Source organism: Aeromonas sp. QDB31 (genome assembly GCF_027707605.1).
GTDB classification, from domain to species: Bacteria; Pseudomonadota; Gammaproteobacteria; order Enterobacterales; family Aeromonadaceae; genus Aeromonas; species Aeromonas media.
This window is the reverse complement of sequence record NZ_JAPCIX010000007.1, coordinates 22,974-46,110: the sequence shown is the minus strand read 5'-3', so window position 1 is coordinate 46,110 and position 23,137 is coordinate 22,974. Positions and strand designations below refer to the sequence as shown.

The following is a 23,137-nucleotide window of genomic DNA, read 5'->3' as shown; positions in this document are numbered from 1 at the left end:
CGCCTTCCACACGAGCCCCTGATTTCGCTGTAGATTCTGATATGGAGCGATGTGAAGCCCTGTTCTCGCCGCCGGCTCCGGCATGGCGGGCTCAGGGCTCGAGGTAGGGGATGCCGTACTTGTCGTAGAGGGCCTTGAGACGGCCGTCGCGCTTCATGTGCAGCAGCTCTGCATCATAGGCTGCCATCAGCGCCGGGGTGTCGGCATCGGCCCGGGCCTTGCACCACACATGGTAGTAGGGGCTGCTCTTGAGCGGCTTGGGCAGGTAGTCGAGCTTGCCCTCAAGTCCCTCTTCCCTTATCTGGGCGAAGGCGGTGACCAGAGACATGGGGACCACATCGATGCGCCCGGCGATCAGCTTGCGCAGTTGCAGCTGGTTGATGGGGATCACCTGGAGGCGATAGGCCGGATCGGCCATGGCTGCCGTCAGTTCCGGGGTGTAGGAGAAGTCTTTGGTGACGCCGATGCGCCAGGGCTTTAGATCGGCCAGGGTGCGGTAGCGGATCTTCCCCAGGTCATCCTTGCGCACGAAGAAGTGCCAGCTGTGGCGGATATGGGCCTGTTTGGGGTAGAGCAGGTAGGACTCCCGCTCCGGCTTGTAGGAGTGGCTCAGCAGCAGGTCATAGACGCCGCCCTCGGCGTTGCGGGTGAGCCTGGCGCCGGAGTCGAGCAGCTCTATCCTGATGGGGACCTTGAGGCCGCCGAAGATGGTGGTGACCAGATCCACATCCAGGCCCCGTGGCTGGCCGCTGTGATCCAGCCATTTCAGAGGGGGTTCCAGGATGCCGCCAATGACCAGCTCTCTGGCCGACAGCCAGCAGGGCAGCAGCAAGCAGAGCACGAGCAAGCTTCGCAAATCACATCTCCTGAACACTCGGGGCGGGTTCACGATCCACGGGGTATAGTGACCGGCAGATATCTCACTAGAGACGACCCCGGATGGCAAACCCTGAAATAGAAAGTGAACTGGATGGCATCGACAGGCTTTCTGTCTGTCTCTATCGTCTCGGACTGAGTCTGACAGCTTTGCTGCTGTTGTGTCGAGGGGCAGGTGTGCTGGGGTGGCTGGTGCCGTTGTCGCCGTCTCAGTGGCTGACCATGCTGGTGGTGGCGAGCGGTCTGTGTGGATTCTGTCTGCACCTATATGACAAGCGGGTGCGGTTTTTACTGCAGGGGCTGGCCTGGGGCGGGTTGATGCTGGCCGCCTGTGGTGCCCCCGCCATCCTGGTGCTGGGGGCGGCCCTGGCCACCCTCTGTGGCCTGGCGTACAAGGAGCAGTTCTGTTTCGCCATCCCGGGCATCAGGCTTCTGCCACTGTTGTTGCCCTTGCTGTGGTTGCTGGAGTGGACCCGCGTTGCCTGGGCTGCGGCCCTGGTTGCCCTGGCGAGCGGCCTGCTGCTCGGCCTGCTCAGTCTGGCCAAGTGGCGCATGCCGCTGCATTTCGATATCGGCGATCGGGGACGCTACCAGCTCTAGGTGGCCTGACACTGCTTCATCTGCGCGTTGAGGGCCTGCATCACCTGCCGGCGGTTGATGATGCCGACCACCTTGTCCCCTTCCCGCACCGGATAGATCTTGGGCTTGGCCCCGGTCATCTGGCGGGCGAGATCCAGGATGCTGTCGTCCGGGCTGACGAACAGCGGGGTACGGCTCATCAGATCCTCCACCTGGGTACGGCTGTCGCAGTGGTAGCTGCCGGTGAGCAGACTCGGGATGCAGTCCTGCTCGGAGAGAAATCCGATCAGTCGTTTCTGGTCGTCCAGCACCGGCAAGCCGCTCGAGTCTGCCTGATGGAGCCTGTCGAGTGCCTCGGCCAGGCCGAGTTGCGGGCTGAGGGAGTGGGTCAGGCGGCTCATGTGATCGCGGATCTGCAGCATGTGTGTGGCTCCAAAAGGGTTAAAGTGGTGTCACTATGTCCGCTGGACGGTGCTCGGGGCCAATGGCTTGTACCGTTGAGATTGATAGGCACGGCCCCGGGCCGGCAAGCAACGACAAAAGGAGAGGGTATGCGTGCATTGGTAACGGGCTGCGGCCGTCGGCTGGGGTTCTATGTATGCGAGCAGCTGGTGGCCGCTGGCTGGCAGGTGACGGGCAGCTATCGCAGCGAGCGAGCCGAGCTGGCCCACCTGCGGGCCCTGGGCGTTGAGCTGGTGCAGGCGGATTTTGCCGTGGAAGGGGAGGTCGCACGGCTTGCCACGGCACTGGGTGCCCATGATGATCTGGCGTTGATCATCCACAACGCCTCGGCCTTCGAGCCAGAGGCTGACGAGCCGGCGGCACAACTGGAACAGTTCGAGCAGTTTTACCGGGTGCACATGGCGGCGCCATTTCAGCTGAATCGCGCGCTGGCACCCCAGCTGGCGCGCCAGCACAACGCCAGTATCATCCACATCACCGACATCTACATTCACGCCCCGGCGCCCCAGTTCGCCGCTTATGTGGCCACCAAGGCGGGCGCCCATTCGCTGGCCATGAGCTTTGCCCGGGAGCTGGCACCCGCGGTGCGGGTCAACACCATAGAGCCCGGCCCCATCCTGTTTCTCGATGAGCATGGCGACGCCTGGCGCCAGCAGGTGCTGGCCCGGACGCCGTTGGCGAGGGAGGGGGGGCTGGAACCCATCTGGCAGGCAGTCACGCTCTTGATGGCAAACGACTATATGACGGGAGCCAGCATCCGGGTGGATGGTGGTCGGGCTCTGGCCGTCATCTAGACGTTATGAGCGCGTCGTTGAATGAAGCGATGGCGGGAGTCTGATCGGGCTCCCGTCGTGGTGATCCAGCAGGGCGACTAGTGGTGGCGAATGGTTGCCTGATGGGCAGGCATGTCCGGGGGCACGGCGGACAGCTCCTGGCGCTCATCGGCCGGCTGTCGGAGGGCGACGGGCTGCTGGCCGAAGGCCTGCTGTGCAAACACCTTGCTGGTCCGCAGACGCAGCGTCACCTTGTGGGCGCCAACCCGTCCCCCCTCATACATCTCGGCCAGCAGATCCCCGAGATAGGCATCCACCCCGACCCCGGCGAAGGCATCCCTCTCGTGGCTGGCCAGGATGTCGATGTCGAGGGGTCTGTCCGTCACCTTGCACAGGGGATTGCCGCGATCCCGCCCATGGGCCAGCTCCATGGTCACAAATTCGGCCTTCAGCTGGGCGGCGGAGAGCTCGCTCTGGACGACGAACAGGCAGTTGAGAAAGTCATGGTGCGAGCGCATCCCCACCGGTGTGGTCTGGATCACCGAGCTCAGACGCAGCTGGCCGAAGCGGGCCAGCAGCTCTTCCACGGCCTGGCTGACATGCTGGGCAGGGTCGAGATTGGATCCAATGCTGCAGAGGTAAAACATGGTTGCCATTCCTTGGGTTGGGCTCGTCTGAAATATATACGCAGCTCACGGTTATCTGATTCACTATGAATTAACATATTGTTATCTGTTGTGATCCAACTCTGATTGGCAGAAAGGAGGTTTGCATGAGTGTGGAGATGAAATGGGCGCTGTTGACCGCCTCAGGAGCCTTGGCCGTGATCCTGATCATCTGCCTGGCATCCGTCGGTCTGGCGTAAATCCGAGTTCCGAGTGCAATCAAACCGGCCCCCTGGCCGGTTTTGCTTTTTCATGGAGTGCGGATATGCTGGCCCCCCCATGACGAATCGAGACAGCAGAAGATGACCAAGGTTCGGCCTCGTTCCCTGCTCCAGGTGGTATTGATGGGCTTCGTGCTGGTGTTGATGCCCCTGGGGGGCATGATCTGGCACGACAGTCAGGCGCTCTCCCATCTGGGGCAACTGACCAGCGACGAGATGGAACGTGCGGTGCGGGATACCCGCCGGGCTACCCTGCTCACCGCCCAGGCCATCGATCTGGAGCGCACCTTGCGCCGCTATGCGGTGCTGGGGGACGAGCGCATTCTCGGCAGTTATCAGCAGCAGTTGGCCCGCTATCGCGAGCTGCTCGCCACTCATCGGCAATCCATCCCGGATGCCGCCGTCTACTCCGATCTCGAGGCCACCCTGGCCTGGCTGGATGGCTTGCAGGATCTGCGCAAGGCCAGGATGGAGGCGACCAGTCCCAATTTCACCCAGTTCAATGAACTCAACCAGCAGCTGGAAGTGGTCACCCGCAGTCAGGTTGACGAGCATGTGGCGGGGATGCGGGCGGCCATCGCCGAGCTGAGGAAGGAGATCTGGTGGGTGAGCGGTTTCGTGGTGGGGCTCAGTCTGCTGCTGGTACTGCTGTTTACCTACCTCATCATCCACCCCGTGCGTCAGATTGAGTCGCGGATCCTGAGCCTGGGGGCCGGTGTCGAGCCGGACACGCGCCCGGTGGATGGCCCTGCCGAACTGGTGTTGCTGGGAGAGCGGATCGGCTGGCTGCACGACAAGCTCAAGGAGCTGGAACAGCAGAAGTACCAGTTCCTGCGCCATGTCTCCCACGAGTTGAAGACGCCCCTCGCCGTGCTGCGGGAGGGGGCTGATCTGCTCTCCGAGCAACTGGTGGGGCCGCTCAATGGGGATCAGCAGGAGATCTGCCAGATGCTGGAGGAGAACAGCCGCCGGCTGCAGACCCTGATCGAGCGGCTGCTCGACTTCAATCGCCTCAGCCAGCAGGAGGTGTTCAGCCTGATGGCGGTGCCGCTGGCCCCCCTGTTGTCAGAATTGTCTGCAGAGTACCGGCTGGCGCTGGAATCCAAACAAATCAGTGTACACTGGCCGCCCGAGCCCATCAGCTTGCAGGCAGAGCCTTATCGCCTGCGACTCATCCTCGACAACCTGTTTTCCAACGCGGTCAGTTATGGCGCCAAGGGTGGCCAGATCTGGATCCGTGCCGGCCAGGATGCCAATGGCGGCTGGCTGGAGGTGGCCAATGAAGGGCCCGTCATCCCGCTGGACGAGCGGGAACGGATCTTCGAGCCGTTCGAGCAGGGCAGCATAGTGCGCCAGGGGTTGTTGAAAGGATCCGGGATGGGCCTCTCCATTGCCCGCGAGTCGGCGATGAGCCTGGGGGGCGAGCTTAAATTAATTGAGGATGAACAGGCTGATGTCTGTTTCCGGTTGGATCTTAAGTGAAATTCAAGATGAAACGATTCGTTGTACCCGTATTGATGATGAGCCTGCTCGCAGGCTGCTCCCTGCTGCCATCGCGCAGCCTGACAGAGCCCTCGGAGCAGGTCCTCGCCAAGCGGATGGAGTTCGCCAATAAAGAGATGCAGGTGCGCCTGCAGTACTCGGACTGGTTGCTGGCCAGCCGTCCCCAGCAGCGGATACAGGAGCGCGAACGGCTGGCCGGAGCCACCGATCTCGAGAGCCGGGTCAGCCTGGCCATGGTCAACACCCATCCGTCCGAGTCGGTGGCGAGTCGCCGGGCCGGGCTGGACAAGCTCAAGGCCCTGCTGCCCGAGCTCGGCCTGGATGCCCAGGCCTTTCTGCGCAGCTGGATAGCCCTCGGTGAGGAGCTGCTGGCCCGTGACAGTCGCCGCGACGATCAGAGCCAGGAGGTGCAGCGTCTGCGCCGCCAGATCGAGCAGCTCTCCGCCATCGATGAACAACTCAACCAGCGCAAGCTCAATGGGGGCGCCCAGCCATGATGCGCCGAGGGCATGCCGGGCAGGGGAGAACAACAAGTCTTCACGGTAAAGGGGTGAGAGCATGAGTCGCATTCTGCTGGTGGACGACGATGCCAGCCTGCTCAAGCTGATGAGCATGCGCCTGCGCAGTCAGGGTTACGAGGTGGATACCGCCGACAGCGCCGAGGGGGCGCTGGACAGGCTGCGTCAACAGCGGGCCGATCTGGTGCTGAGCGACCTGCGGATGGGGGGCATGGACGGACTGGCGCTGTTCGAGCGGATCCAGTCCCAGTGGCTCGGCATGCCGGTCATCATCATGACCGCCCACGGCACCATTCCCGACGCCATCCAGGCGACCCGCTCCGGGGTGTTCAGCTTTCTCACCAAGCCCATCGACAAGGACGAGCTGCTCGTCACCATAGAGCACGCCCTGAGCCTGACCCGTCCGAAACAGCAGCATGAGTGGCAGTCCCTCATCCAGACCCGCAACCCCCAGATGGAGCAGTTGCTGATCCAGGCGAGCAGCATCGCCGCCATGGAGGTGCCCGTGCTGATCATGGGGCCGTCAGGTTCCGGCAAGGGGGTGATGACCCAGGCGCTGCACCAGGCAAGCAGCCGCCGTGACCAGCCGCTGCACACCATCAACTGCGCTGCCTTGCCGTGGGCGGCGCTGGATTTGCAGCTGTTTGGCGAGGATGGGCAGTCCGGCCTGTTCGAGCAGGCCAAGGGGGCGACCCTGTTTCTCGACGAGATAGGAAATCTGTCGGAGTCGTTGCAGGCCAAGTTGCTGCAGGTGCTGGCGGAATATGGTCAGGGCACCCCCGAGGTGCGGGTCATCAGCTCCAGCCACCAGGATCTGGTCACCGCCATGGAGGAGGGGCGTTTTCGGGAGGATCTCTTCTACCGCCTCAATGTGGCCAACATCACACTGCCGCCCCTCAGCGCCCGCAGCGAGGATATCCCCCTGCTGGCACGTCAGGCGCTGGACGACTATCGCAGTCGCCACGACAACTGCGCGGCTCTCGGGTTTTCGCCGGAGGCGCTGGCCCTGCTGGCGGCGGCGGCCTGGCCCGGCAACGTCCGTCAGCTCCAGGGGGTGGTGGAACAGCTCGCCAGCCTCTGCTGCAGCCCGGTGATCGGCGCCGCCATGGTGGAGTCGGCCCTGAGCGGTGGCGTCGGCGGCATACCCTCGTTCAACGAGGCGCGCGCCGAGTTCGAGAAGGAGTATCTGATCCGCCTGCTGCGCACCACGGAGGGGAATGTGACCCTGGCGGCCAACATGGCGGGGAGAAACCGTACCGATTTCTACAAGTTATTGAATCGGCACGGTATCGAGGCGGCCAACTTCAAGCTGAAGAGCTGATCCCAAGGGCAAAATGAAAACGGCCTGACCACTGTGGTGGTCAGGCCGTTTTGCCATGTCGCGCCGGGTTTCAGGAGCGGGCGGGATCGGCCGCGTTCGCCGTGGCCTGGGTCTTGCTGGATAGCCAGAGGCCGCTCGCCTTCATCAGATAGCCAAAGAGCGCGCCTATCACCAGGGAGGGCAGGATGAGCCGCCACTCCCCCGCCGCCCCGAAGGTGGCGCAGCAACCGGCGAAGGTGCCCGGAATGTAGCCCAGCCACTGCTGCCTGGCCTGCACGCACATCAGGGTCGCCACCACCCCCGTCATCAGATAGCCCGCCATGCCCGCACCCCACCAACCTTCGCCGTGGATCAGCAGCAGTGCCCACAGCATGCCGGAGGCATTGCACAGCAGGGTCTGCAGCAGCGCCTTGTAACCGCCGCTCGAGGCGAAGTAGCTGGTACAACCGAGGAAACCGACCCAGGAGATGAGGCCGAGGGCGGCGGCCAGTCCGCCCCAGACGGCAGAGAGGATCCCGGTCGTGATGGCGATGGCGATCAATGGGCTCATGGCATGACTCTCAGTGGTTGAATCCGGAAAAGGAGGCAGCCTACCCTTCGGCAAGGGGGCGGCAAGCAGGGGCCGGATTGTGTGTGATCTTCGTCACTCTTTTCAACTCGGGAATACGCTTGCGCTCGCGAAAAAAATTCACTGGAGGCGTCCTTGGCCTTAGCCCATAGTTAGAGGCCCTGTCCCGCTCATGGAGTGAGTCTGATGGCGCCAAACGTGATCGTCCCCCTGCTGGTATTCATTCTGCTGTTCCTGGTCGGCACCATGGCCAAGGCGCTGCCTCTTTACCAGCCCATGTAATTTTGTGTGAAATAAAACTCGACCGGGGCGGGTCTTATGGTTGTCAGCCTCATCGCCCCGGGAGTTTTCCATGTTGATCAAGCGCCGTTCCTCTCATCACCTCACCGAACAGAATGTCACGCCGGAAGCCGTCTATCAGGATCGCCGACTCATTCTGAAAGGGTTGGGACTGAGTGCCGCCACCCTGGCGTTTCCCACCCAGGCCAGCCTGCTGGATCTCTTCTCCGCCGAGGAGTCGACCCCGGCGCCTGCCACCAAACCACTCAATTACAAGGCTGCGACCCGGCCGGACGGATTGACCCTGACGCCGCTGGAGAAGGCGACCAGCCACAACAACTTCTATGAGCTCGGCACCGACAAGGGGGATCCGGCCCGCAATGGCCATTACCTCAAGCCCGAGCCCTGGACGCTCAAGGTCGAGGGGGAGGTGGCCAACCCCTTTACCCTGGATGTGTGGGATCTCATCAACAAAAGTACCCTGGAGGAGCGCATCTACCGGCTGCGCTGCGTGGAGGCCTGGTCCATGGTACTGCCCTGGAGCGGCATCCCGCTGGCGGATCTGATCCGCCGGGCCGAGCCCAACAGTCGTGCCAAGTTCGTGGCGTTCGAGACCCTCTATGATCCCGAGCAACTGCCGGGACAGGCCTCCCGCTCCCTCGGCGGCGGTATCGATTACCCCTATGTGGAGGGCTTGCGCCTCGACGAGGCGATGCACCCGCTCGCCTTCCTGGCGATGGGGCTCTACGGCAAGACGCTGCCCGCCCAGAACGGGGCGCTCATCCGGCTGGTGGTGCCCTGGAAGTACGGCTTCAAGAGCATCAAGAGCATCGTCTCCATCCGCCTGGTGGAGGAGATGCCTCCCACCACCTGGAACCTGCTGGCACCGAACGAATATGGTTTCTATGCCAACGTCAATCCGCAAGTGGATCATCCGCGCTGGAGCCAGGCGAGCGAGCGCTTCATCGGTGAGGGGGGCATCTTCGGCGCCAAGCGCCAGCCGACCCTGATGTTCAACGGCTATGGCGACGAAGTGGCGTCCCTCTATCAAGGGATGGATCTGCGCAAATGGTATTGAGACGGGGAGCCGACGCATGACAATGAGACTGACCACGCGCCATATCACCTTGCTGCGGGCCCTGGTGCATCTGGGGGCGCTGGGGTGCCTGCTCTGGCTGGGCTATGCGGTGCCGGCCGGGTTGTTGGGGGGGGACCCGGTACAGGGGCTGACCCACTACCTCGGCAAGGGGGCCCTGCATCTGCTGCTGCTCACCCTGCTGGTCTCGCCGCTGGCCAAACGCTGGCGCCAGGGTCAGCTCATCAAGCTGCGCCGCCCCCTCGGGCTCTGGTGCGCGGCCTGGGCCGGCTTGCACTTCATGGTCTGGCTGGGGCTGGATCTGCAGTTTGACTGGGGGCTGATCGGCGGCGAGCTGGTGAAGCGCAGCTACATAGTGGTCGGGGCGCTGGCCTTGCTGCTGTTGCTGGCGCTGAGCATCACCTCGATCCCGGCTCTGCTGCGGCGCATGGGGCCCATCTGGCAGAAGCTGCACAACTGGATCTATGCGGTGGCCCTGCTGGTGCCGGTGCACTACTGGTGGTCGGTCAAGAGTGGCTGGCAGGAGCCGTTCATCTACCTGTTGCTGGCCTGCGTCCTGCTGGTGCCGCGTCGCGACAAGCTGCTGCGTCCCTGGCGCCGACCGCCGCAACCGGCCGGGAGGGCGGCGCAACAGCCGTCACGCCCATAGCAAAAGAGGCCTAATCGGCCTCTTTTTTGGTGATCTCTCCGCTGTAGGCATCGACCTGCAGCTGCACTCGCCTATCGTCGGCGTCCAGGGTTTCCACCTCGAATTTGTCCCCTTCCAGCTCGACTTCCCGAATGTCGTGGTACCCTTGTGCCAGCAATAGCTTGACCAGGGCCGGCATGTCGAGACGCGCCTGAGCCGCCCAGCCAAGGGTGGAAAAAAGGCAGAGGATCAGCAGGATACTGCGTGGGATCATATTCATTCCGGATTCATGGCTGGCACACTATAAACGGCATTATGTTAGGTTTTGAGAGATGAATCACCCATGAATAGCGCGCTGCCCCTGCTGGGATTGCTGCTGCCGATGCTGGTCCAGTCGGCCCAGCCGAACGAGGCCTTGCTGCAACAGGCGGTCAGCGAGGGGCGGATCCGGCCTTTTCATGAGCTGATGGAGGTGGCTTCCCGCCTGCCGGTGCGCGTACTGCGCGTCGATCTGGGGGAGGAGGACGGGGTCTGGCTCTATGAGCTTCGGCTCATCGACGACGAGAACAGCGTCATCAAGGTAGGCTATCGCGCCGACAACCTGGAGATGGTGTGGCTCAAGGGCCATCACCTGGAACGCCTGTTCGAGCCTCGCCCACCCCCGGAAGAGGAGTGATCAACCGGATGTTCCCCGCCCTGATGATTCGTCCCCCAATCGCCGCCGGTACAGGCGCAACTCTGCTTTGGATACCCATTTATGCGAATTCTGATAGTTGAAGATGAAAAGATCCTGGCAGGCCAGCTGGCGGAACAGCTGCGCCTGTCCGGATTTGTGACCGATCTCTGCCACGATGGCAACGAGGCGGGTTTTCTCGGCGAAACCGAGCCCTATGATGCCATCATTCTGGATCTCGGCCTGCCGGGTCGCGATGGTCTGAGCGTGCTCAAGGAGTGGCGCAGCAAGGGGATGGACACCCCTGTGCTGGTGCTGACCGCCCGCGGTCAGTTGCACGAGAAGATTGAGGGGCTCAACGCCGGGGCCGATGACTACCTCACCAAGCCGTTCCAGGTCGCCGAGCTGGTGGCACGGGTACAGGCGCTGGTGCGCCGGGCGGCGGGCAACGCCAGCTCCATCCTGGAGATTGGCGGGGTACGGCTCGACATGGCGGCGTCTCAGGTATGGTACGAAGGAACCCCCATCAAGCTCACCGCCCACGAGTTCCGGGTGCTGGGTTACCTGATGCAGCACAGGGGCAAGGTGGTGTCGCGCAGCGAGCTGATCGATCACATCTATGCCCAGGATTTTGATCGCGACTCCAACACGGTCGAGGTGTTCATCGGCCGGATCCGCAAGAAGACCCACGCCGATCTGATCGAGACGGTGCGCGGTCTCGGCTACCGGATCAACGAATGACGCCATCGCAACCGATGACAGGGGGGACTGAATGAGACTGGTGCGTACCCTGCGGGGACGGCTGGTGGTCATCGCCCTCGTCTGGTGCGGGCTCTTCCTGTTTGCCACCGGTTTCAGCCTGCAGACCATGATGCGCAACTACTGGCAGGAGGCGGAAGCCGACGGCCTGCGGTTGCAGCTCTACGATCTGCTCTCCCGTCTCGAGATCCAGCCCGATGGCCTGCCCGTCGTCACCGAGCCCATGGCGGACCCCCGTTTCCGCCAGCCCTATTCCGGCTATTACTGGCAGCTTGAGCTGGGGGATGCCGTGGTCAGCCGCTCCCGCTCCCTGTGGGATGTGCACCTGAGCGCCCACGGCCTGAAATCGGCCTTCGGGGATCCGGATCTCTTCGTCGGCAAGGGGCCCAACAAGGAGCCCCTGCTGATCATGACCCGCACGGTGCTGCTGCCGGGCTCTGACAAGGTGTTTACCCTGGTGATGGCCAAGGACAGCAGCGCCCTGACCCAGACCCTGAAGAAGACCCGGATCAGCCTCTTCCTCGGTCTCGGCTTCGCGGCCGCCGGCCTGGTGCTGGGCTTCATGTTCCAGATCGTCTACGGCCTGCGGCCGCTCCACCTGCTGCGCCGCGAGCTGGGCCGGGTCCATCAGGGTCATCAGGAGGGGTTCAGGCTGCGCTATCCGCTGGAGATCCAGCCGCTGGTGGAAGACATCAACCGCCTGCTGCACCACTACGGTGAGCTGCTGCAGCGGGCCCGCTCCCACACCGGCAATCTGGCTCACGCCCTCAAGACGCCGCTCAGCATCATGCGCAATCAGGTGGCCCAGCTGCCCCCGGAGGATCAGGCCGCCATCGGCGAGCAGCTCGATAAGATCCAGCGCCACATCGATTATCACCTTGGCAAGGCGCGGGTCACCGGGGCCGCCAAGATCCTCGGGGTTTCGACCCCGGTGCGGGCGCGGGTGGAGTACATCTGCCGCGCCTTCTCCCGGCTCTACCCGGGCAAGACGGTGGACCTGCAGGTGCCAGCCAACCTGGCGGTCGGGGTGGAGGAGCAGGACTTCGACGAGATGGTGGGCAACCTGCTGGAGAACGCCTTCAAATGGTCGGCCAGCGAGCTGCGCATCTCCAGCGCCGAGCTGGGGGGCTGGATCACCCTGCGTATCGAGGATGACGGTCCCGGCATGAGCGAGGATCAGATAGCCAAGGCGGTGCTGCGCGGGGTGCGCCTCGACGAGAAGGTGCCGGGCTCCGGGCTCGGCCTCAACATAGTGTCAGACCTGGCCGAAGCCTATCGTGGCAGCCTCATCATGGGACGCGCCGAGCTGGGCGGGCTGGCCGCCTCGCTCTCCCTGCCCAAGGTGGCCAGGGTCGACGGTTAGCACCCCAATGGGTGGTTTGGTTCCATCTTGGGACGCTCGGGCCTGTCTCGTCCTCCGAGGTAGCGTGGGGGACGCACCAGGCATAAGATATGGTCCTTATTTCAAGCGGTAGGAAGGGTAGCAATGACTGACGATCCATGGGCGCTGTGCCATCTCGATGATTCGTTCGATGCCTCCGTGCTGGGTACCAAGGGGGCCCAGATCCAGTGGTTTGAGGACAGGGAGTCCCTGATCGAGTTCTTGCTGGAGGACTTTGTCGATCTGTTGGCCGATGTGGGCGAACTGGATGAGGATCAGACCGAGAGCGCCCGCGAGCGCTTCACCCTGCTGGTGGAGCAGAGTCAGGACGATTGTACCCTGATGGATGCCATCAACGATCTCGCCTCGGGCCTGCGCCGCATCGCCTGGCTGGGGCCGCTCTCGGAGCTGGCCGAGATCAGCGACGACTTCGCGAGTGGTCTGCGCGCCTTCTTCTGGACCCAGTATGATGGGGACGAGGATGACCCCGAGGCCTGGGTGCCGGAAGATCTCTGGCCACAGTTGGTGGAGTGTGCTGAAGAGTACATGGTGGAGGGCGATTTCTAAGCCACGTCACCGGTCACCTAGGATGGAATGTGCAGTTGAAGGACTCACTATCAGCAATAAAAAACGGCGCCTCGAGGGCGCCGTTTTGGTTGGTCAATCGATCACTCAGGCGTTGACCGGTACCTCATGGGCGGTGTTGACGAGATCTGGCCCGCTGTATTTCTCGATCTGCAATTGCGCCATGTGGCCGCAGTTGCCTTGCGCCAGGCTGGAAGAGCCCTCGTCGAAGGTCAGGCAGTTGACGTTGCCGTTCTTGCAGATGGCGCCCACCTCGCCCGGTTTGGCCGGATCAAACCAGGCTCCTTCGCAGATCCGCACCACGCCGGGGCGAATGTCTTTCGAGAGCAGAGCGCCCACCAGGATCTGGCCGCGTTCGTTGAAGGCGCGCACCAGGTCCCCGTCCTGGATGCCGCGCGTCTTGGCGTCGTCCGGGTGGATCAGGATCGCCTCTCGATCGGCGATGGCGAACTTGTCCCGCAGCGGGGTGTTGTCGAGCTGGGAGTGCAGCCGCTGGGTCGGGTGTGAGGTGTTGAGGGACAGTGGATAGCGCGCGGCTGCCTCGCTCTTCACCCACTCCTTGGGCTCATACCATTTGGGATGGCCGGCGCAGTCGGCATAACCCATACCGGCGACCGTATTGGAGAAGATCTCTATCTTGCCGGACGGGGTGCCGAGCGGGTTGAGCAGCGGGTTCTCGCGAAAATCGGCGTGACGGATCCACTGGCGGTTCGCCTCGGGGATCGGGAAACGGATGTAGTTGTTGGACTCCCAGAACATGCTGAACGGCGGCAGCGCGACCCGGGCACCCCGGGCCTGGGCGGCCATGCCGTCGTACATCTGCTTGAGCCACAGCATCTCGTCCTTGCCCTCGGTATAGGCCTCCTGCAGGCCCAGCTTGGCGGCGATGGCGCTGAAGATGTCGAAGTCGTTGCGGGCCTCATGCTGGGGCGGCACGCACTGGTGCATGGGGAACACATAGCGCTGGGAGTAGTCGCCCCCCATCTCCAGATCGTTGCGCTCGTAGCTGGTGGTGACCGGCAGCACTATGTCGGCGTGCTTGGCGGTGGCGGTCCAGTAGGGTTCGTGGACTATCACGGTCTGCGGCTTGCGCCAGGCCTGCAGCAGGTTGTTGGTGTCCTGATGGTGGTGGAAGGGGTTGCCCCCCGCCACGTAGACCAGCTTGATGTCCGGATAGGTCACCTTGCGACCGTTGAAGTCGATGGTCTTGCCCGGATTGGCGAGACAGTCGGCGATGCGGGCCACCGGAATGGGGGCCGGGCTGTTCTTGGGCGCGTTGCCGGCGGAGATACCCGCCAGGATCCCCCCCTTGGCGGTGGGACTGCCACCGGAAGAGTAGTGGTAGCTGAAGCCGTAACCGCCGCCCGGCAGGCCGATCTGGCCCAGCATGGCGGCCAGGGTGACCAGCATCCAGTTTGGCTGCTCCCCGTGGTGCTGTCGCTGCATGCCCCAGCCGGCCATGATCATGGTGCGCTTGGCCGCCATGTCGAGAGCCAGCTGGCGAATCACCTTGGCCTCGACGCCGCAGACGGTGCTCGCCCACTCGGCGCTCTTCGGTTGACCATCGTCCTTACCCAGCAGGTAGTCGAGGAACTTGTCGAAGCCGACGGCGTAGCGATCGAGGAAGGCCTGATCGTGCTTCTTCTCGCTATAGAGGGTGTGGGCCACCCCCAGCATCATGGCCACGTCTGTGTAGGCGTTCGGCGCAATCCACTCGGCGTTGGCCAGCTTGGCGGTCTCGTTGTAGACGGGATCGATGCTGATGACCCGGGTGCCTTTCTCTTTAAGTGCTTTGAAGCCGGCCTGACCCTCGTGATCCGGCATGTTCCAGCTGTTCTTCAGGGTGACCTGAGCGTTGACCCCCCATAGCACCACCAGTTCGGCGTGTTCGACCACGTTGGGCCAGGCGGTCTGCTGCTCGTACACCTCGATGGAGCCCATCACGTGGGACATGATCACCTGGGCCGCGCCTGTGGAGTAGTCACCGGCATAGCCGGTGAAACCGCCACTGAGGTTCATCAACCTATGTAGCAGGGTGCGGCTGTTGTGGAACATGCCCACACTCTTCCAGCCGTAAGAACCAGCGTGGATCGCCTGCGGGCCGACGTCACGCTGGACCCGTTGGATCTCGCCGGCCACCAGGTCGATGGCTTGCTCCCAGCTCACTCGCACCCATTCGTCGGCGCCGCGCAGCTCGGGTTTGGCGCCCGGGCCGTGCTCCAGCCAGCTCTTGCGCACCATGGGGTACTTGATACGGTTCTTGGCATGGACCTGGAAGGGCGCCATGTCGATGAGGTCATTCGGTGCCGGATCGTCGGCCACCGGCTGGACCCGCACCATGCGGCCATCGGCGACGATGGCCTCGAAGGCTCCCCAGTGGGCGCCGGTCAGTATGCCCTTCTGGGCGGGGACCAGGGTGGGGAACTGCTCCAGCGCCGTGCTGATGGCCTGGGCCAGGGCGTGCTTCGGGAACAGGGCACCAAGCAGGGGCAGGGCGGCGCAGGCTCCCAGGCCCTTGAGCAGGCTGCGGCGGGACAGATTGGTCTGTTGATCATTGAAAAAAGTCATATCGAATTCCTCTGTTCCAGCCTTAGTGTGCCGCGCTCATGTCACTGGCGTGTTTCTGCACGTATTGGGTCAGCATGCGCGCCTGCTCCGGGGTGAGGGAGGTGCGGGACTCCATGCCCTTGATGACGCCGATCCACTGGTTGGCATTGAAGTGATCCAGCGCGGTCAGGCCGTGGCAGCCGGTACAGTTGTTGGACATCAGGGTGGAGGCGTATTGCCACAGCTTGCCCTGATCGCCGATGAGCTGGGCCTGATCCACCCAGGCGGTCAGCTTGACCTGATGCCAGGTGAGGTTGGTGGCGCCGTCGGTCTCGCTCTTGCCGGTGATCAGTGCCTGCTTGGCTGCATCGCCGACCAGCACGCTCAGGATGCGCTTGCCGGGGGCGGCGTAGAACACCTCGCTCACGCCGTCCTGCTGCCAGCCCTCGATCTGCACCTGGGCGCGGCCGTTGTCGTTGGCCAGGATCTCGACCTGGGTCGACGGCATCAGGGTGCCCTCGTCCGTGGTGGCCTTGGCATCGAGGAACAGGGGGGTGGTGGCGATGGCGTAACGGGTGGTGACGCTGGCCGGGGTCTGGGCCGCGGCGGCAGCCAGTTCGCTCGCGCCGGCGGCTGCCAGCTCGCTCATGTCGGGCATGATGTGGGCGACACCACGGTGACAGTCGATGCAGGTCTGCCCCTCCTTGATGGCGACCGGGTGTTCGGTGCGGGCGTTGGGGCGCTGGTCCAGAATGTCCATGGCGGCGTAGCTGTGACAGCTGCGGCAGGTGGCGGAGTCATTGGCCTTGAGCTGATCCCAGACCGTCTGGGCCATGCGCAGCTTGTGGTCTTCGTATTTCTCAGGAGTATCGAGCGTGCCGATCGCCTCGTGATAGATGTCCTTCACGGCGCGGATCTTGGTCCAGAGGTAGGAGGCGGGCTCATTGGGAATGTGGCAGTCGGCGCACTCTGCGCGGATCCCCTTCACGTTCTGGAAGTGGACGCTGCCCTGATACTCGGCGAGCGGTGTCTGCATGGAGTGGCAGGAGACGCAAAATTCGGTGGAGCTGGTCTTGTGCAGTACTGTGACTGTCACTCCCAGTGCCGCGACGCCCAGCAGGGCTCCGAGCAACAGGAGCCAGAACCAGGTCTTTCTCAACATTTTTCCAAGCATGGCGGCAGTGTCCTTCGAATCGGATATTACCAATATAGTAGTAGTCTTGAGACTCGAGAGGTTGACCTCAGTCATGGTTTATATTTTGAGATGGTGCAATTTATGGATTTAAATTTCGCTTCATGTTCATTCTGTGAATTTAAATCAAAATTCAATCTCGAGATGAGCCCAGGCCCGCACTAAACCAGGCTCAGGCGGGACAAGGTTGAACGCCAGTCCAGGCCCTGGCGTGCTCCTGCCATATGACCCGCCGCAGGATTTGGGGTTTGTGGAGGGAGCAATGTATACTGTTCGCATATACAGTATTTAGGTGTCTCCGTCATGCGACTCTTTATCGCCGAAAAGCCCAGCCTTGGCCGTGCCATCGCCGATGTTCTACCCAAGCCTCACAAGAAGGGTGAGGGTTTCATCGAGACGGCGCAGGGAGACGTGGTGACCTGGTGTATCGGCCACCTGCTGGAGCAGGCGGAGCCCGATGCTTATGACACCACCTACAAGCAGTGGCGGATGGAGCACCTTCCCATCGTGCCCGCCCAGTGGCAGCTGGTGGCCAAGCCCAAGACCAAAAACCAGCTTGCCGTGATCAAGCGGCTCATCAAGCAGGCCGACTGCGTGGTCAATGCCGGTGACCCGGACAGGGAAGGGCAGCTGCTGGTGGACGAGGTGATCGACTTCCTCGGCTATCCCAAGACCAAGCCGGTGCAGCGCTGCCTCATCAGTGATCTCAATCCCCCCGCGGTGCGCCGCGCCCTCGACAAGCTGCGGGACAACAAGGAGTTCGTGCCGCTGGCGGTGTCGGCGCTGGCCCGCAGCCGCGCAGACTGGCTCTATGGCATCAACATGACCCGCGCCTACACCCTGCTTGGGCGCAAGGCCGGCTGCAGCGAGCTGCTGTCGGTCGGTCGGGTGCAGACGCCGCTGCTGGGGCTGGTGGTGCGGCGGGATCTCGAGATAGACGCCTTCGTGCCCAAACCCTTCTACGAGGTACTGGCCCATGTGATGACGGAGCGCAACGAAAGGTTCAGCGCCAAGTGGCTGCCCTCCGAGGCCTGTGCGCCCTGGCAGGACGAGGAGGGACGGGTGCTCAACCGGGCGCTGGCCGCCAAGGTAGTGGAGCGGATCCAGGGCCAGCCAGCCCAGGTGGAGGAGGTGGAAGAGCAAGCCCGGAAACAGGCGGCGCCACTGCCTTACAACCTCTCCAGCCTGCAGATCGATGCCGCCAAGCGGTTTGGCATGGATGCCAAACGGGTGCTGGATGTCTGCCAGAGCCTCTACGAGCGCCACAAGCTCATCACCTACCCCAGATCCGACAGCCGTTATCTGCCAAGCGATCACTTCAACAGGGCGCCCCAGGTGCGGGATGCCATCGCCGCTACGGCCCCGACGCTGGCCCGCGCCGTGGCCGAGGCGGATGGCAAGATCCGCAGCAAGGCGTGGAATGACGGCAAGGTGGATGCCCATCACGCCATTATCCCCACCGAGAAACATGGCAACCTGGCCAGCCTCTCCGCCGACGAGGGCAAGCTCTATGGCCTGGTAGCCCGTCAGTACCTGCTGCAGTTCTATCCCCCGTTCGAGTACAACGACAGCCGGGTGTTGCTGCGTATCGCGGGCGGCCTGTTCCAGGCCAAGGCGAGGCGCATCCTCAAGGCGGGCTGGAAGGCGCTGCTCGGGGTCGAAGAGGACGATGAGGAGGAGGCCGGCACCCTGCCTGCGCTGCGAGAAGGGGAGCAACTGTCGTGCGAGCGGGGCGAGCTGCTGGAGAAGATGACCCAGGCACCCAAGGCATTCACCGATGCCACCCTGCTGGCTGCCATGACGGGCATAGCCCGTCATGTGCAGGATCCCGAGATCCGCAAGATCCTGCGCGAGACCGATGGCCTGGGCACCGAGGCGACCCGGGCTGGCATCATAGACCTGCTGTTCAAGCGGCGCTTCCTGGTGCGGCAGGGCAAGAGCATCAAGGCGACCCCGACCGGACGGGCCCTGATCCTGGCGCTGCCCGCCACCGCCACCACGCCGGACATGACGGCGCTGTGGGAGCAACACCTGGGTCGGATCGCCGAGCGTCAAACCGGTTACCAGCAATTTATGGGGCCGCTGACGGATCAGTTGAATGCCTTGATCGATGGTGCCAGGCAAGATTCTGGGGCAAGCTTCAGCGCCCTGCCTAGGGAGGCGCCGGGGGCCAACAAGCGGCGCTTCAGCCGCAAGAGTGCGGCGGTCAATAGGGTTGGTGCGGCGCCCCGCAAGGGGGCTGGCAAGCGCCCGGCCAGAAGCAAGGCGTCATGAGCGATCTGAGCGCTTTGCGGTTAGTTGCGGCGGTAAAGAGAGAGGGGCCATTGGCCCCTCTCTCTACTTGGCTGCCGGTTAGCCGGTGTAGACGTTCTCTTCCGGGTAGCGGATCCGGGTCTCGCTCGGTCTGGAGAGCATGATGGCCAGGGTCAGCGGGCCGAGACGGCCACAGATCATTACCAGCACCAGGATGAGCTTGCCCGGCTCGCTCAGGGAGGCGGTGATGCCGGTCGAGAGACCGACGGTGGCAAAGGCCGAGACGGTCTCGAACATGATCTTGTCGAAGGGTTGCGACTCTGTGAGCATCAACAGGAACATGGCCAGCATCAATACCATGACGCTGACGATGATGATGGCGAGTGAACGGGTCACTATCTGGGGCGACAGGGTACGGCCAAACGCGGTGACATGGGGTCGTTTGGTCAGGAAGGCCCTGGTGGCCAGCAACACCACGGCGAAGGTGGTGACCTTGATACCGCCCCCCGTCGAGGTGGCACCGGCACCGATGAACATCAACATCATCATGAACAGCAGGGAAGCCGGCACCATCTGACCGATGTCCACCGTGTTGAAGCCGGCCGTGCGCGCCGTGGCCGACTGGAAGAAGGCCGCCAGCAGTTGGCCACCGGGCCCGGCGTTGCCGAGCGTGGCGGGATTGTTGTGCTCCAGCAGCCAGAACATCAGGGTGCCCAGCAGCAGCAGGGCGGGGGTCATCAGCAGCATCAGCTTGCTGTGCAGCTTCAGCTTGCGCCAGCGATGGTTGCGCACAAGATCGACGATGACGGTGAAACCTATCCCGCCGAGGATGAGCAGGGCCGGTATGGTCAGGCTGATGATGGGGTCGTCTCTGTAGTCGATGAGGTTGTTGGCAAACAGCGAGAAGCCGGCGTTGTTGAAGGCCGAGACCGCATGGAAAAAGCTGACGTAGAGACCATGGCCCCAGCCCATCTCCGGTACCCAGCGAATGGCCATGATGGCGGTGCCGATCAGTTGGGCTATCAAGGCGAATAGCACGATGCGCTTCACCAGCTGGATGATGTTGACCGATCCCTCCTGGCCCAGCGCCTCCTTCGCCAGTATCTGCTGGCGCAGGCCGACCCGCTTGCTGAACATGGCGATGAGCAGCAGTGTCATGGTCATCTGGCCCAGGCCCCCTATCTCCATCAGTATCAGCAGTATGATCTGCCCTTGCAGGGTAAAGGCGGTGCCGGTATCCACTACCCCGAGACCGGTCACACTGATGGCCGAGGTCGCGGTGAACAGGGCATTGATGAAGGTGACTTCGCCCTTGTGGCTCGAGGGCTGCACCAGAAACAGGGTTCCGATCAGGAGGATGATGAGAAAGCTGCCCAGGATCAGCCTGGCTTCACTCCAGCGGGACTCGTTATCCCGATGCAGGGCAAAGGCGTAGTTGCTGCGCCAGTTGATCATAGGGTGTCGAGCCAGTGATCGATGGCGTGCTTGTTGCCGGCGAGGATCAGGATGTCACCGAGTTGCAGCTCCATCTTGCCGGTCAGCACGTTGTGCAATACCTCGCCGCGCTTGATGGCCAGCAACTGGAAGTCGTTCTGTTGCAGCAGATTGAGATCGGCCAGGGTGCGACCATTCTGTTGCAGGCCGATCACGAACTCGGTCAGCACCATCTCGTGCCCCAGCTCCAGGTAGTCGAACAGGCGGTTGTCCAGCATGCTCTGGGCGACCCGGCGGCCCATGTCCCACTCCGGGTTGATCACCTTGTCGGCCCCCACCTTCTGCAGGATCTTGGCGTGGAACTTGTCGCGCGCCTTGACCCACACCTTCTTCACCCCCGCTTCTTTCAGCACCAGCGTGGTGAGAATGCTGGTCTCGAGGTTGTCGCCGATGGCCACGAAGACGATGTCGAAGTTGGCCAGTCCCAGCTCGGCGACCGTGGCCTCATCGGTGGCATCGGCGACGATGACGTGGTTGCACAGGGTCGCGATCTGACGGGTCTTGCTCTCGTCGATATCGATGGCCAGCACCTCGGCATTCTGCAACTGCAGCTCTTCACACAGTGCGCTGCCGAACAGGCCGAGGCCGATGACGGCGAATTGATTGTTCATTCATGCTTCCTCAACGGACTGAAGGGGCTACTCTACTCCAGCGGTTTGAGTCCGAACAGTATCCGGGTTTTTCGTCCCGGGGATCTGGGGTAAACTGCGCCCTTGCCCTTGTCGGAACACGCAGATGAAACTCACTCCCCATGCCCCCCTGTCGGCCCTCAATACCCTGGGCTTGGACGCACACTGCCTCTGGCTTGCCGAAGTCGCCAAGTTGGATGATCTCTGCCAGTTGCGGGCCAATCCAGAGTTGAGTGCCCTGCCACGCCTGGTGCTGGGTGGTGGGAGCAACATCTTGTTCTGCAATGATTTTGCTGGTCTGGTCGTGCTCAACCGAATGAAAGGCATCGAACTGCAGGATGACGGCAGCCACTGGTTGCTGCACGTGGCGGCGGGGGAGGAGTGGCACCAGCTGGTGTGCCATGCCCTGCAACAGGGTTGGCACGGGCTGGAGAATCTGGCGCTGATCCCGGGTACCGTCGGTGCGGCGCCAGTGCAGAACATAGGCGCCTACGGGGTCGAGCTGGCCCATTTCTGTGCCTATGTGGAGGCATTCAACTGGCAGAGCGGCGAGGTGGAGCGCATCGCGGCGGCCGACTGCCGGTTCGGCTATCGCGACAGCATCTTCAAGCACGATTATCAGGACTCCCACTTCATCACCGCCGTTGGCTTGCGCCTGCCCAAGGCCTGGCAGCCAGTGGCGGGTTATGGTCCCCTGGCGGCCCTCGGTGAGCACCCTAGTGCACAGGCCATCTTCGACACCGTCTGTGCCACCCGCATGGCCAAGCTGCCGGATCCGGCCGTGCTCGGCAATGCCGGTAGCTTCTTCAAGAACCCCGTGGTGACGACGGCGCAGGCCGACCAGCTCAAGCAGCAATTCCCGCACATTCCCAGCTACCCGGCCGGGGAGGGGCAGGCCAAGCTGGCGGCGGGCTGGCTCATCGATCAGTGCGGGCTCAAGGGCTTTGCCATCGGCCGTGCCGCCGTGCATCAGGAGCAGGCGCTGGTGCTGGTCAACCTCGGGGGCGCCAGCGCCATGGAGCTCATCGCCTTGGCGGCCCATGTGCGTGACAGCGTTGAGCACAAGTTTGGCGTGGTGTTGGAGCACGAGGTACGTTTCATGGGGCTCACCGGCGAGACCTGGCTGGACGAGGTGCTGGCATGACTCTCACCCCCGTAAGACAGACCCTGATCACCTTGCTGAGCGATGGCCAGTTTCACTCCGGCGAACAGCTGGGGGAGCAGCTTGGCATCAGCCGTGCTGCGGTGAGCAAACACATGGCCGCCCTCAAGGAGCTGGGGCTGGATCTGTTCAGCCTGACCGGCAAGGGGTACCGCTTGGCGGTTCCCATGGCACTCTATGATCAGGCGCAACTGCAGGCCCTGGCCCCCATGGCGCCGGTACACTGCTTCTCGGTGATCGACTCCACCAACCAGTATCTATTTGAACGGGTCAACCAGCTGAGTTCCGGCGAGAGTTGCCTGGCCGAGTGCCAGACCGCCGGTCGGGGGCGCCGTGGCAAGCCCTGGGTCTCGCCGTTCGGCTGCCAGCTGATCCTCAGCATGTACTGGCGGCTCGAGCAGGGCATGGCGGCCGCCATGGGGCTGAGTCTGGCGGTGGGGGTGGCTGTGGTGGAGGCGCTGGAATCCCTCGGTTACCCCGGGGTGGAGCTCAAGTGGCCAAACGATCTCTATTACCAGGGCCGCAAGCTGGCGGGCATACTGGTAGAGATGAGCGGCAGCGCCGGCGCCAGCTGCCATCTGGTGATCGGCATCGGCCTCAATCTGGCGATGCCGAGCCTGCAGGGAGAGAAGATCGATCAGGCCTGGTCTGAACTGCGCCAGGTTCAGCCCGAACTGGTGGATCGCAACCAGCTGGCGGCCTGCGTACTCCTGCATCTGCAAGAGGCCATGCAGACTTTCGAGCAGAGCGGTCTGGCGAGCTTCGTCGAGAGCTGGAACCGGCTCGACTACTTTGCCGGCCAACCGGTGAAGTTGCTGATGGGGGAGCAGGTGATCCGCGGCATCGCCCGTGGCATCGACGATCGCGGTGCCCTGCGGCTGGAGACGGACGAGGGGATCAAGCTCTATCTGGGGGGGGAGATCTCCCTGCGCCGGGGGGACTGAGCGAGGTCGGCTCATGAGAACCCAACAGA

General features: G+C 63.1%; 24 protein-coding genes. 15 read left to right on the top strand and 9 right to left on the bottom strand.

Annotated features, from left to right (window positions below):
* Positions 1-91: 91 nt before the first annotated feature.
* Positions 92-856 carry a substrate-binding periplasmic protein gene (locus PG898_RS09490; protein WP_270823917.1) on the bottom strand — a complete coding sequence of 255 codons (765 nt, stop codon included), beginning with the start codon at positions 854-856 and terminating at the stop codon, positions 92-94.
* Between the two features lie 83 nt (positions 857-939).
* On the opposite strand from PG898_RS09490, the gene PG898_RS09485 reads away from it, so the two are divergent.
* Positions 940-1,476, top strand: coding sequence for a DUF2301 domain-containing membrane protein (locus tag PG898_RS09485; RefSeq protein ID WP_270823918.1), 537 nt, complete (start codon positions 940-942; stop codon positions 1,474-1,476).
* On the opposite strand, the gene PG898_RS09480 is transcribed toward PG898_RS09485, so the two are convergent.
* The gene (locus PG898_RS09480) at positions 1,473-1,877 is read right to left on the bottom strand and encodes a CBS domain-containing protein (RefSeq protein ID WP_171269332.1); all 405 of its coding nucleotides are present in this window, start codon (positions 1,875-1,877) and stop codon (positions 1,473-1,475) included. The two genes, PG898_RS09485 and PG898_RS09480, sit on opposite strands and share 4 nt — an antisense overlap.
* A gap of 129 nt (positions 1,878-2,006) precedes the next feature.
* On the opposite strand from PG898_RS09480, the gene PG898_RS09475 reads away from it, so the two are divergent.
* Positions 2,007-2,711: an SDR family oxidoreductase gene (locus PG898_RS09475; protein ID WP_270823919.1), complete on the top strand. Its 705-nt coding sequence runs from the start codon at positions 2,007-2,009 to the stop codon at positions 2,709-2,711.
* Between the two features lie 77 nt (positions 2,712-2,788).
* Here PG898_RS09475 and PG898_RS09470 read toward each other — a convergent pair whose 3' ends face one another.
* Positions 2,789-3,337 (bottom strand): 2-amino-4-hydroxy-6-hydroxymethyldihydropteridine diphosphokinase, encoded by a 549-nt coding sequence (locus PG898_RS09470; protein WP_171272830.1) that lies wholly within the window; start codon positions 3,335-3,337, stop codon positions 2,789-2,791.
* A 125-nt stretch (positions 3,338-3,462) separates the two neighbouring features.
* Between PG898_RS09470 and cydH the strand changes: the two genes are divergently transcribed.
* The 4 genes from cydH to PG898_RS09450 all read left to right on the top strand — a co-directional run bounded on the left by cydH (position 3,463) and on the right by PG898_RS09450 (position 6,918).
* Complete coding sequence (cydH, locus tag PG898_RS09465; RefSeq protein WP_106885551.1) at positions 3,463-3,555, top strand: cytochrome bd-I oxidase subunit CydH; 93 nt, start codon at positions 3,463-3,465, stop codon at positions 3,553-3,555.
* Positions 3,556-3,657: 102 nt separating this feature from the next.
* Positions 3,658-5,058: a sensor histidine kinase gene (locus tag PG898_RS09460; protein WP_041206551.1), complete on the top strand. Its 1,401-nt coding sequence runs from the start codon at positions 3,658-3,660 to the stop codon at positions 5,056-5,058.
* Between the two features lie 8 nt (positions 5,059-5,066).
* Positions 5,067-5,576, top strand: a complete 510-nt coding sequence (locus tag PG898_RS09455) for a hypothetical protein (RefSeq protein ID WP_041207108.1) — start codon at positions 5,067-5,069, stop codon at positions 5,574-5,576.
* Positions 5,577-5,637: 61 nt separating this feature from the next.
* Positions 5,638-6,918: a sigma 54-interacting transcriptional regulator gene (locus PG898_RS09450; RefSeq protein WP_042650598.1), complete on the top strand. Its 1,281-nt coding sequence runs from the start codon at positions 5,638-5,640 to the stop codon at positions 6,916-6,918.
* 70 nt (positions 6,919-6,988) lie between these two features.
* Here the strand turns inward: PG898_RS09450 and PG898_RS09445 are convergent, their stop codons facing one another.
* The gene (locus PG898_RS09445) at positions 6,989-7,468 is read right to left on the bottom strand and encodes a DUF1097 domain-containing protein (protein ID WP_268435942.1); all 480 of its coding nucleotides are present in this window, start codon (positions 7,466-7,468) and stop codon (positions 6,989-6,991) included.
* A gap of 370 nt (positions 7,469-7,838) precedes the next feature.
* Between PG898_RS09445 and msrP the strand changes: the two genes are divergently transcribed.
* Entirely contained in the window at positions 7,839-8,843 is a 1,005-nt protein-coding gene (gene msrP, locus PG898_RS09440) for a protein-methionine-sulfoxide reductase catalytic subunit MsrP (RefSeq protein WP_270823920.1), read from the top strand.
* 16 nt (positions 8,844-8,859) lie between these two features.
* Positions 8,860-9,510 carry a protein-methionine-sulfoxide reductase heme-binding subunit MsrQ gene (msrQ, locus tag PG898_RS09435; RefSeq protein ID WP_270823921.1) on the top strand — a complete coding sequence of 217 codons (651 nt, stop codon included), beginning with the start codon at positions 8,860-8,862 and terminating at the stop codon, positions 9,508-9,510.
* Between the two features lie 10 nt (positions 9,511-9,520).
* Here msrQ and PG898_RS09430 read toward each other — a convergent pair whose 3' ends face one another.
* Positions 9,521-9,769 (bottom strand): PepSY domain-containing protein, encoded by a 249-nt coding sequence (locus PG898_RS09430; protein ID WP_005332668.1) that lies wholly within the window; start codon positions 9,767-9,769, stop codon positions 9,521-9,523.
* Between the two features lie 63 nt (positions 9,770-9,832).
* Here PG898_RS09430 and PG898_RS09425 point away from each other — a divergent pair, with 63 nt between their 5' ends.
* The 4 genes from PG898_RS09425 (at position 9,833) to PG898_RS09410 (ending at position 12,869) form a co-directional block, all read left to right on the top strand.
* Positions 9,833-10,165: a PepSY domain-containing protein gene (locus tag PG898_RS09425; RefSeq protein WP_042650602.1), complete on the top strand. Its 333-nt coding sequence runs from the start codon at positions 9,833-9,835 to the stop codon at positions 10,163-10,165.
* An 81-nt stretch (positions 10,166-10,246) separates the two neighbouring features.
* Complete coding sequence (locus tag PG898_RS09420) at positions 10,247-10,903, top strand: response regulator transcription factor (protein WP_005332666.1); 657 nt, start codon at positions 10,247-10,249, stop codon at positions 10,901-10,903.
* A gap of 31 nt (positions 10,904-10,934) precedes the next feature.
* A complete protein-coding gene (locus tag PG898_RS09415) occupies positions 10,935-12,284 on the top strand; it encodes a sensor histidine kinase (protein ID WP_005332665.1) in 1,350 nt (449 codons plus the stop codon).
* A gap of 123 nt (positions 12,285-12,407) precedes the next feature.
* Positions 12,408-12,869 (top strand): hypothetical protein, encoded by a 462-nt coding sequence (locus tag PG898_RS09410; RefSeq protein ID WP_270823922.1) that lies wholly within the window; start codon positions 12,408-12,410, stop codon positions 12,867-12,869.
* Positions 12,870-12,974: 105 nt separating this feature from the next.
* Here the strand turns inward: PG898_RS09410 and torA are convergent, their stop codons facing one another.
* Together torA and PG898_RS09400 are read right to left on the bottom strand one after the other, a co-directional pair.
* Positions 12,975-15,455 (bottom strand): trimethylamine-N-oxide reductase TorA, encoded by a 2,481-nt coding sequence (gene torA / locus PG898_RS09405; protein WP_270823923.1) that lies wholly within the window; start codon positions 15,453-15,455, stop codon positions 12,975-12,977.
* A 22-nt stretch (positions 15,456-15,477) separates the two neighbouring features.
* The gene (locus PG898_RS09400) at positions 15,478-16,608 is read right to left on the bottom strand and encodes a NapC/NirT family cytochrome c (protein WP_270823924.1); all 1,131 of its coding nucleotides are present in this window, start codon (positions 16,606-16,608) and stop codon (positions 15,478-15,480) included.
* A 321-nt stretch (positions 16,609-16,929) separates the two neighbouring features.
* On the opposite strand from PG898_RS09400, the gene PG898_RS09395 reads away from it, so the two are divergent.
* Positions 16,930-18,900: a DNA topoisomerase III gene (locus tag PG898_RS09395; protein ID WP_270823925.1), complete on the top strand. Its 1,971-nt coding sequence runs from the start codon at positions 16,930-16,932 to the stop codon at positions 18,898-18,900.
* 78 nt (positions 18,901-18,978) lie between these two features.
* On the opposite strand, the gene PG898_RS09390 is transcribed toward PG898_RS09395, so the two are convergent.
* On the bottom strand, positions 18,979-20,334 hold the full coding sequence (locus PG898_RS09390) for a TrkH family potassium uptake protein (RefSeq protein WP_042650607.1): 1,356 nt from the start codon (positions 20,332-20,334) through the stop codon (positions 18,979-18,981).
* A complete protein-coding gene (locus tag PG898_RS09385; protein ID WP_042650608.1) occupies positions 20,331-20,984 on the bottom strand; it encodes a potassium channel family protein in 654 nt (217 codons plus the stop codon). The genes PG898_RS09390 and PG898_RS09385 overlap by 4 nt, the downstream gene beginning before the upstream one ends.
* 124 nt (positions 20,985-21,108) lie before the next feature.
* Here PG898_RS09385 and murB point away from each other — a divergent pair, with 124 nt between their 5' ends.
* Both murB and birA read left to right on the top strand, forming a co-directional pair.
* Positions 21,109-22,146, top strand: a complete 1,038-nt coding sequence (murB, locus tag PG898_RS09380; protein ID WP_171272821.1) for a UDP-N-acetylmuramate dehydrogenase — start codon at positions 21,109-21,111, stop codon at positions 22,144-22,146.
* On the top strand, positions 22,143-23,108 hold the full coding sequence (gene birA, locus PG898_RS09375; protein ID WP_025328621.1) for a bifunctional biotin--[acetyl-CoA-carboxylase] ligase/biotin operon repressor BirA: 966 nt from the start codon (positions 22,143-22,145) through the stop codon (positions 23,106-23,108). The genes murB and birA overlap by 4 nt, the downstream gene beginning before the upstream one ends.
* Positions 23,109-23,137 lie beyond the last annotated feature (29 nt).

Excerpts from the sequence above, each read along its gene's own strand:
- PG898_RS09485 (WP_270823918.1), top strand. The coding sequence starts at position 940 with ATGGCAAACCCTGAAATAGAAAGTGAACTGGATGGCATCGACAGGCTT.
- PG898_RS09480 (WP_171269332.1), bottom strand. The coding sequence starts at position 1,877 with ATGCTGCAGATCCGCGATCACATGAGCCGCCTGACCCACTCCCTCAGC.
- PG898_RS09475 (WP_270823919.1), top strand. The coding sequence starts at position 2,007 with ATGCGTGCATTGGTAACGGGCTGCGGCCGTCGGCTGGGGTTCTATGTA.
- PG898_RS09470 (WP_171272830.1), bottom strand. The coding sequence starts at position 3,337 with ATGTTTTACCTCTGCAGCATTGGATCCAATCTCGACCCTGCCCAGCAT.
- cydH (WP_106885551.1), top strand. The coding sequence starts at position 3,463 with ATGAGTGTGGAGATGAAATGGGCGCTGTTGACCGCCTCAGGAGCCTTG.
- PG898_RS09460 (WP_041206551.1), top strand. The coding sequence starts at position 3,658 with ATGACCAAGGTTCGGCCTCGTTCCCTGCTCCAGGTGGTATTGATGGGC.
- PG898_RS09455 (WP_041207108.1), top strand. The coding sequence starts at position 5,067 with ATGAAACGATTCGTTGTACCCGTATTGATGATGAGCCTGCTCGCAGGC.
- PG898_RS09450 (WP_042650598.1), top strand. The coding sequence starts at position 5,638 with ATGAGTCGCATTCTGCTGGTGGACGACGATGCCAGCCTGCTCAAGCTG.
- PG898_RS09445 (WP_268435942.1), bottom strand. The coding sequence starts at position 7,468 with ATGAGCCCATTGATCGCCATCGCCATCACGACCGGGATCCTCTCTGCC.
- msrP (WP_270823920.1), top strand. The coding sequence starts at position 7,839 with ATGTTGATCAAGCGCCGTTCCTCTCATCACCTCACCGAACAGAATGTC.
- msrQ (WP_270823921.1), top strand. The coding sequence starts at position 8,860 with ATGACAATGAGACTGACCACGCGCCATATCACCTTGCTGCGGGCCCTG.
- PG898_RS09430 (WP_005332668.1), bottom strand. The coding sequence starts at position 9,769 with ATGAATATGATCCCACGCAGTATCCTGCTGATCCTCTGCCTTTTTTCC.
- PG898_RS09425 (WP_042650602.1), top strand. The coding sequence starts at position 9,833 with ATGAATAGCGCGCTGCCCCTGCTGGGATTGCTGCTGCCGATGCTGGTC.
- PG898_RS09420 (WP_005332666.1), top strand. The coding sequence starts at position 10,247 with ATGCGAATTCTGATAGTTGAAGATGAAAAGATCCTGGCAGGCCAGCTG.
- PG898_RS09415 (WP_005332665.1), top strand. The coding sequence starts at position 10,935 with ATGAGACTGGTGCGTACCCTGCGGGGACGGCTGGTGGTCATCGCCCTC.
- PG898_RS09410 (WP_270823922.1), top strand. The coding sequence starts at position 12,408 with ATGACTGACGATCCATGGGCGCTGTGCCATCTCGATGATTCGTTCGAT.
- torA (WP_270823923.1), bottom strand. The coding sequence starts at position 15,455 with ATGACTTTTTTCAATGATCAACAGACCAATCTGTCCCGCCGCAGCCTG.
- PG898_RS09400 (WP_270823924.1), bottom strand. The coding sequence starts at position 16,608 with ATGCTTGGAAAAATGTTGAGAAAGACCTGGTTCTGGCTCCTGTTGCTC.
- PG898_RS09395 (WP_270823925.1), top strand. The coding sequence starts at position 16,930 with ATGCGACTCTTTATCGCCGAAAAGCCCAGCCTTGGCCGTGCCATCGCC.
- PG898_RS09390 (WP_042650607.1), bottom strand. The coding sequence starts at position 20,334 with ATGATCAACTGGCGCAGCAACTACGCCTTTGCCCTGCATCGGGATAAC.
- PG898_RS09385 (WP_042650608.1), bottom strand. The coding sequence starts at position 20,984 with ATGAACAATCAATTCGCCGTCATCGGCCTCGGCCTGTTCGGCAGCGCA.
- murB (WP_171272821.1), top strand. The coding sequence starts at position 21,109 with ATGAAACTCACTCCCCATGCCCCCCTGTCGGCCCTCAATACCCTGGGC.
- birA (WP_025328621.1), top strand. The coding sequence starts at position 22,143 with ATGACTCTCACCCCCGTAAGACAGACCCTGATCACCTTGCTGAGCGAT.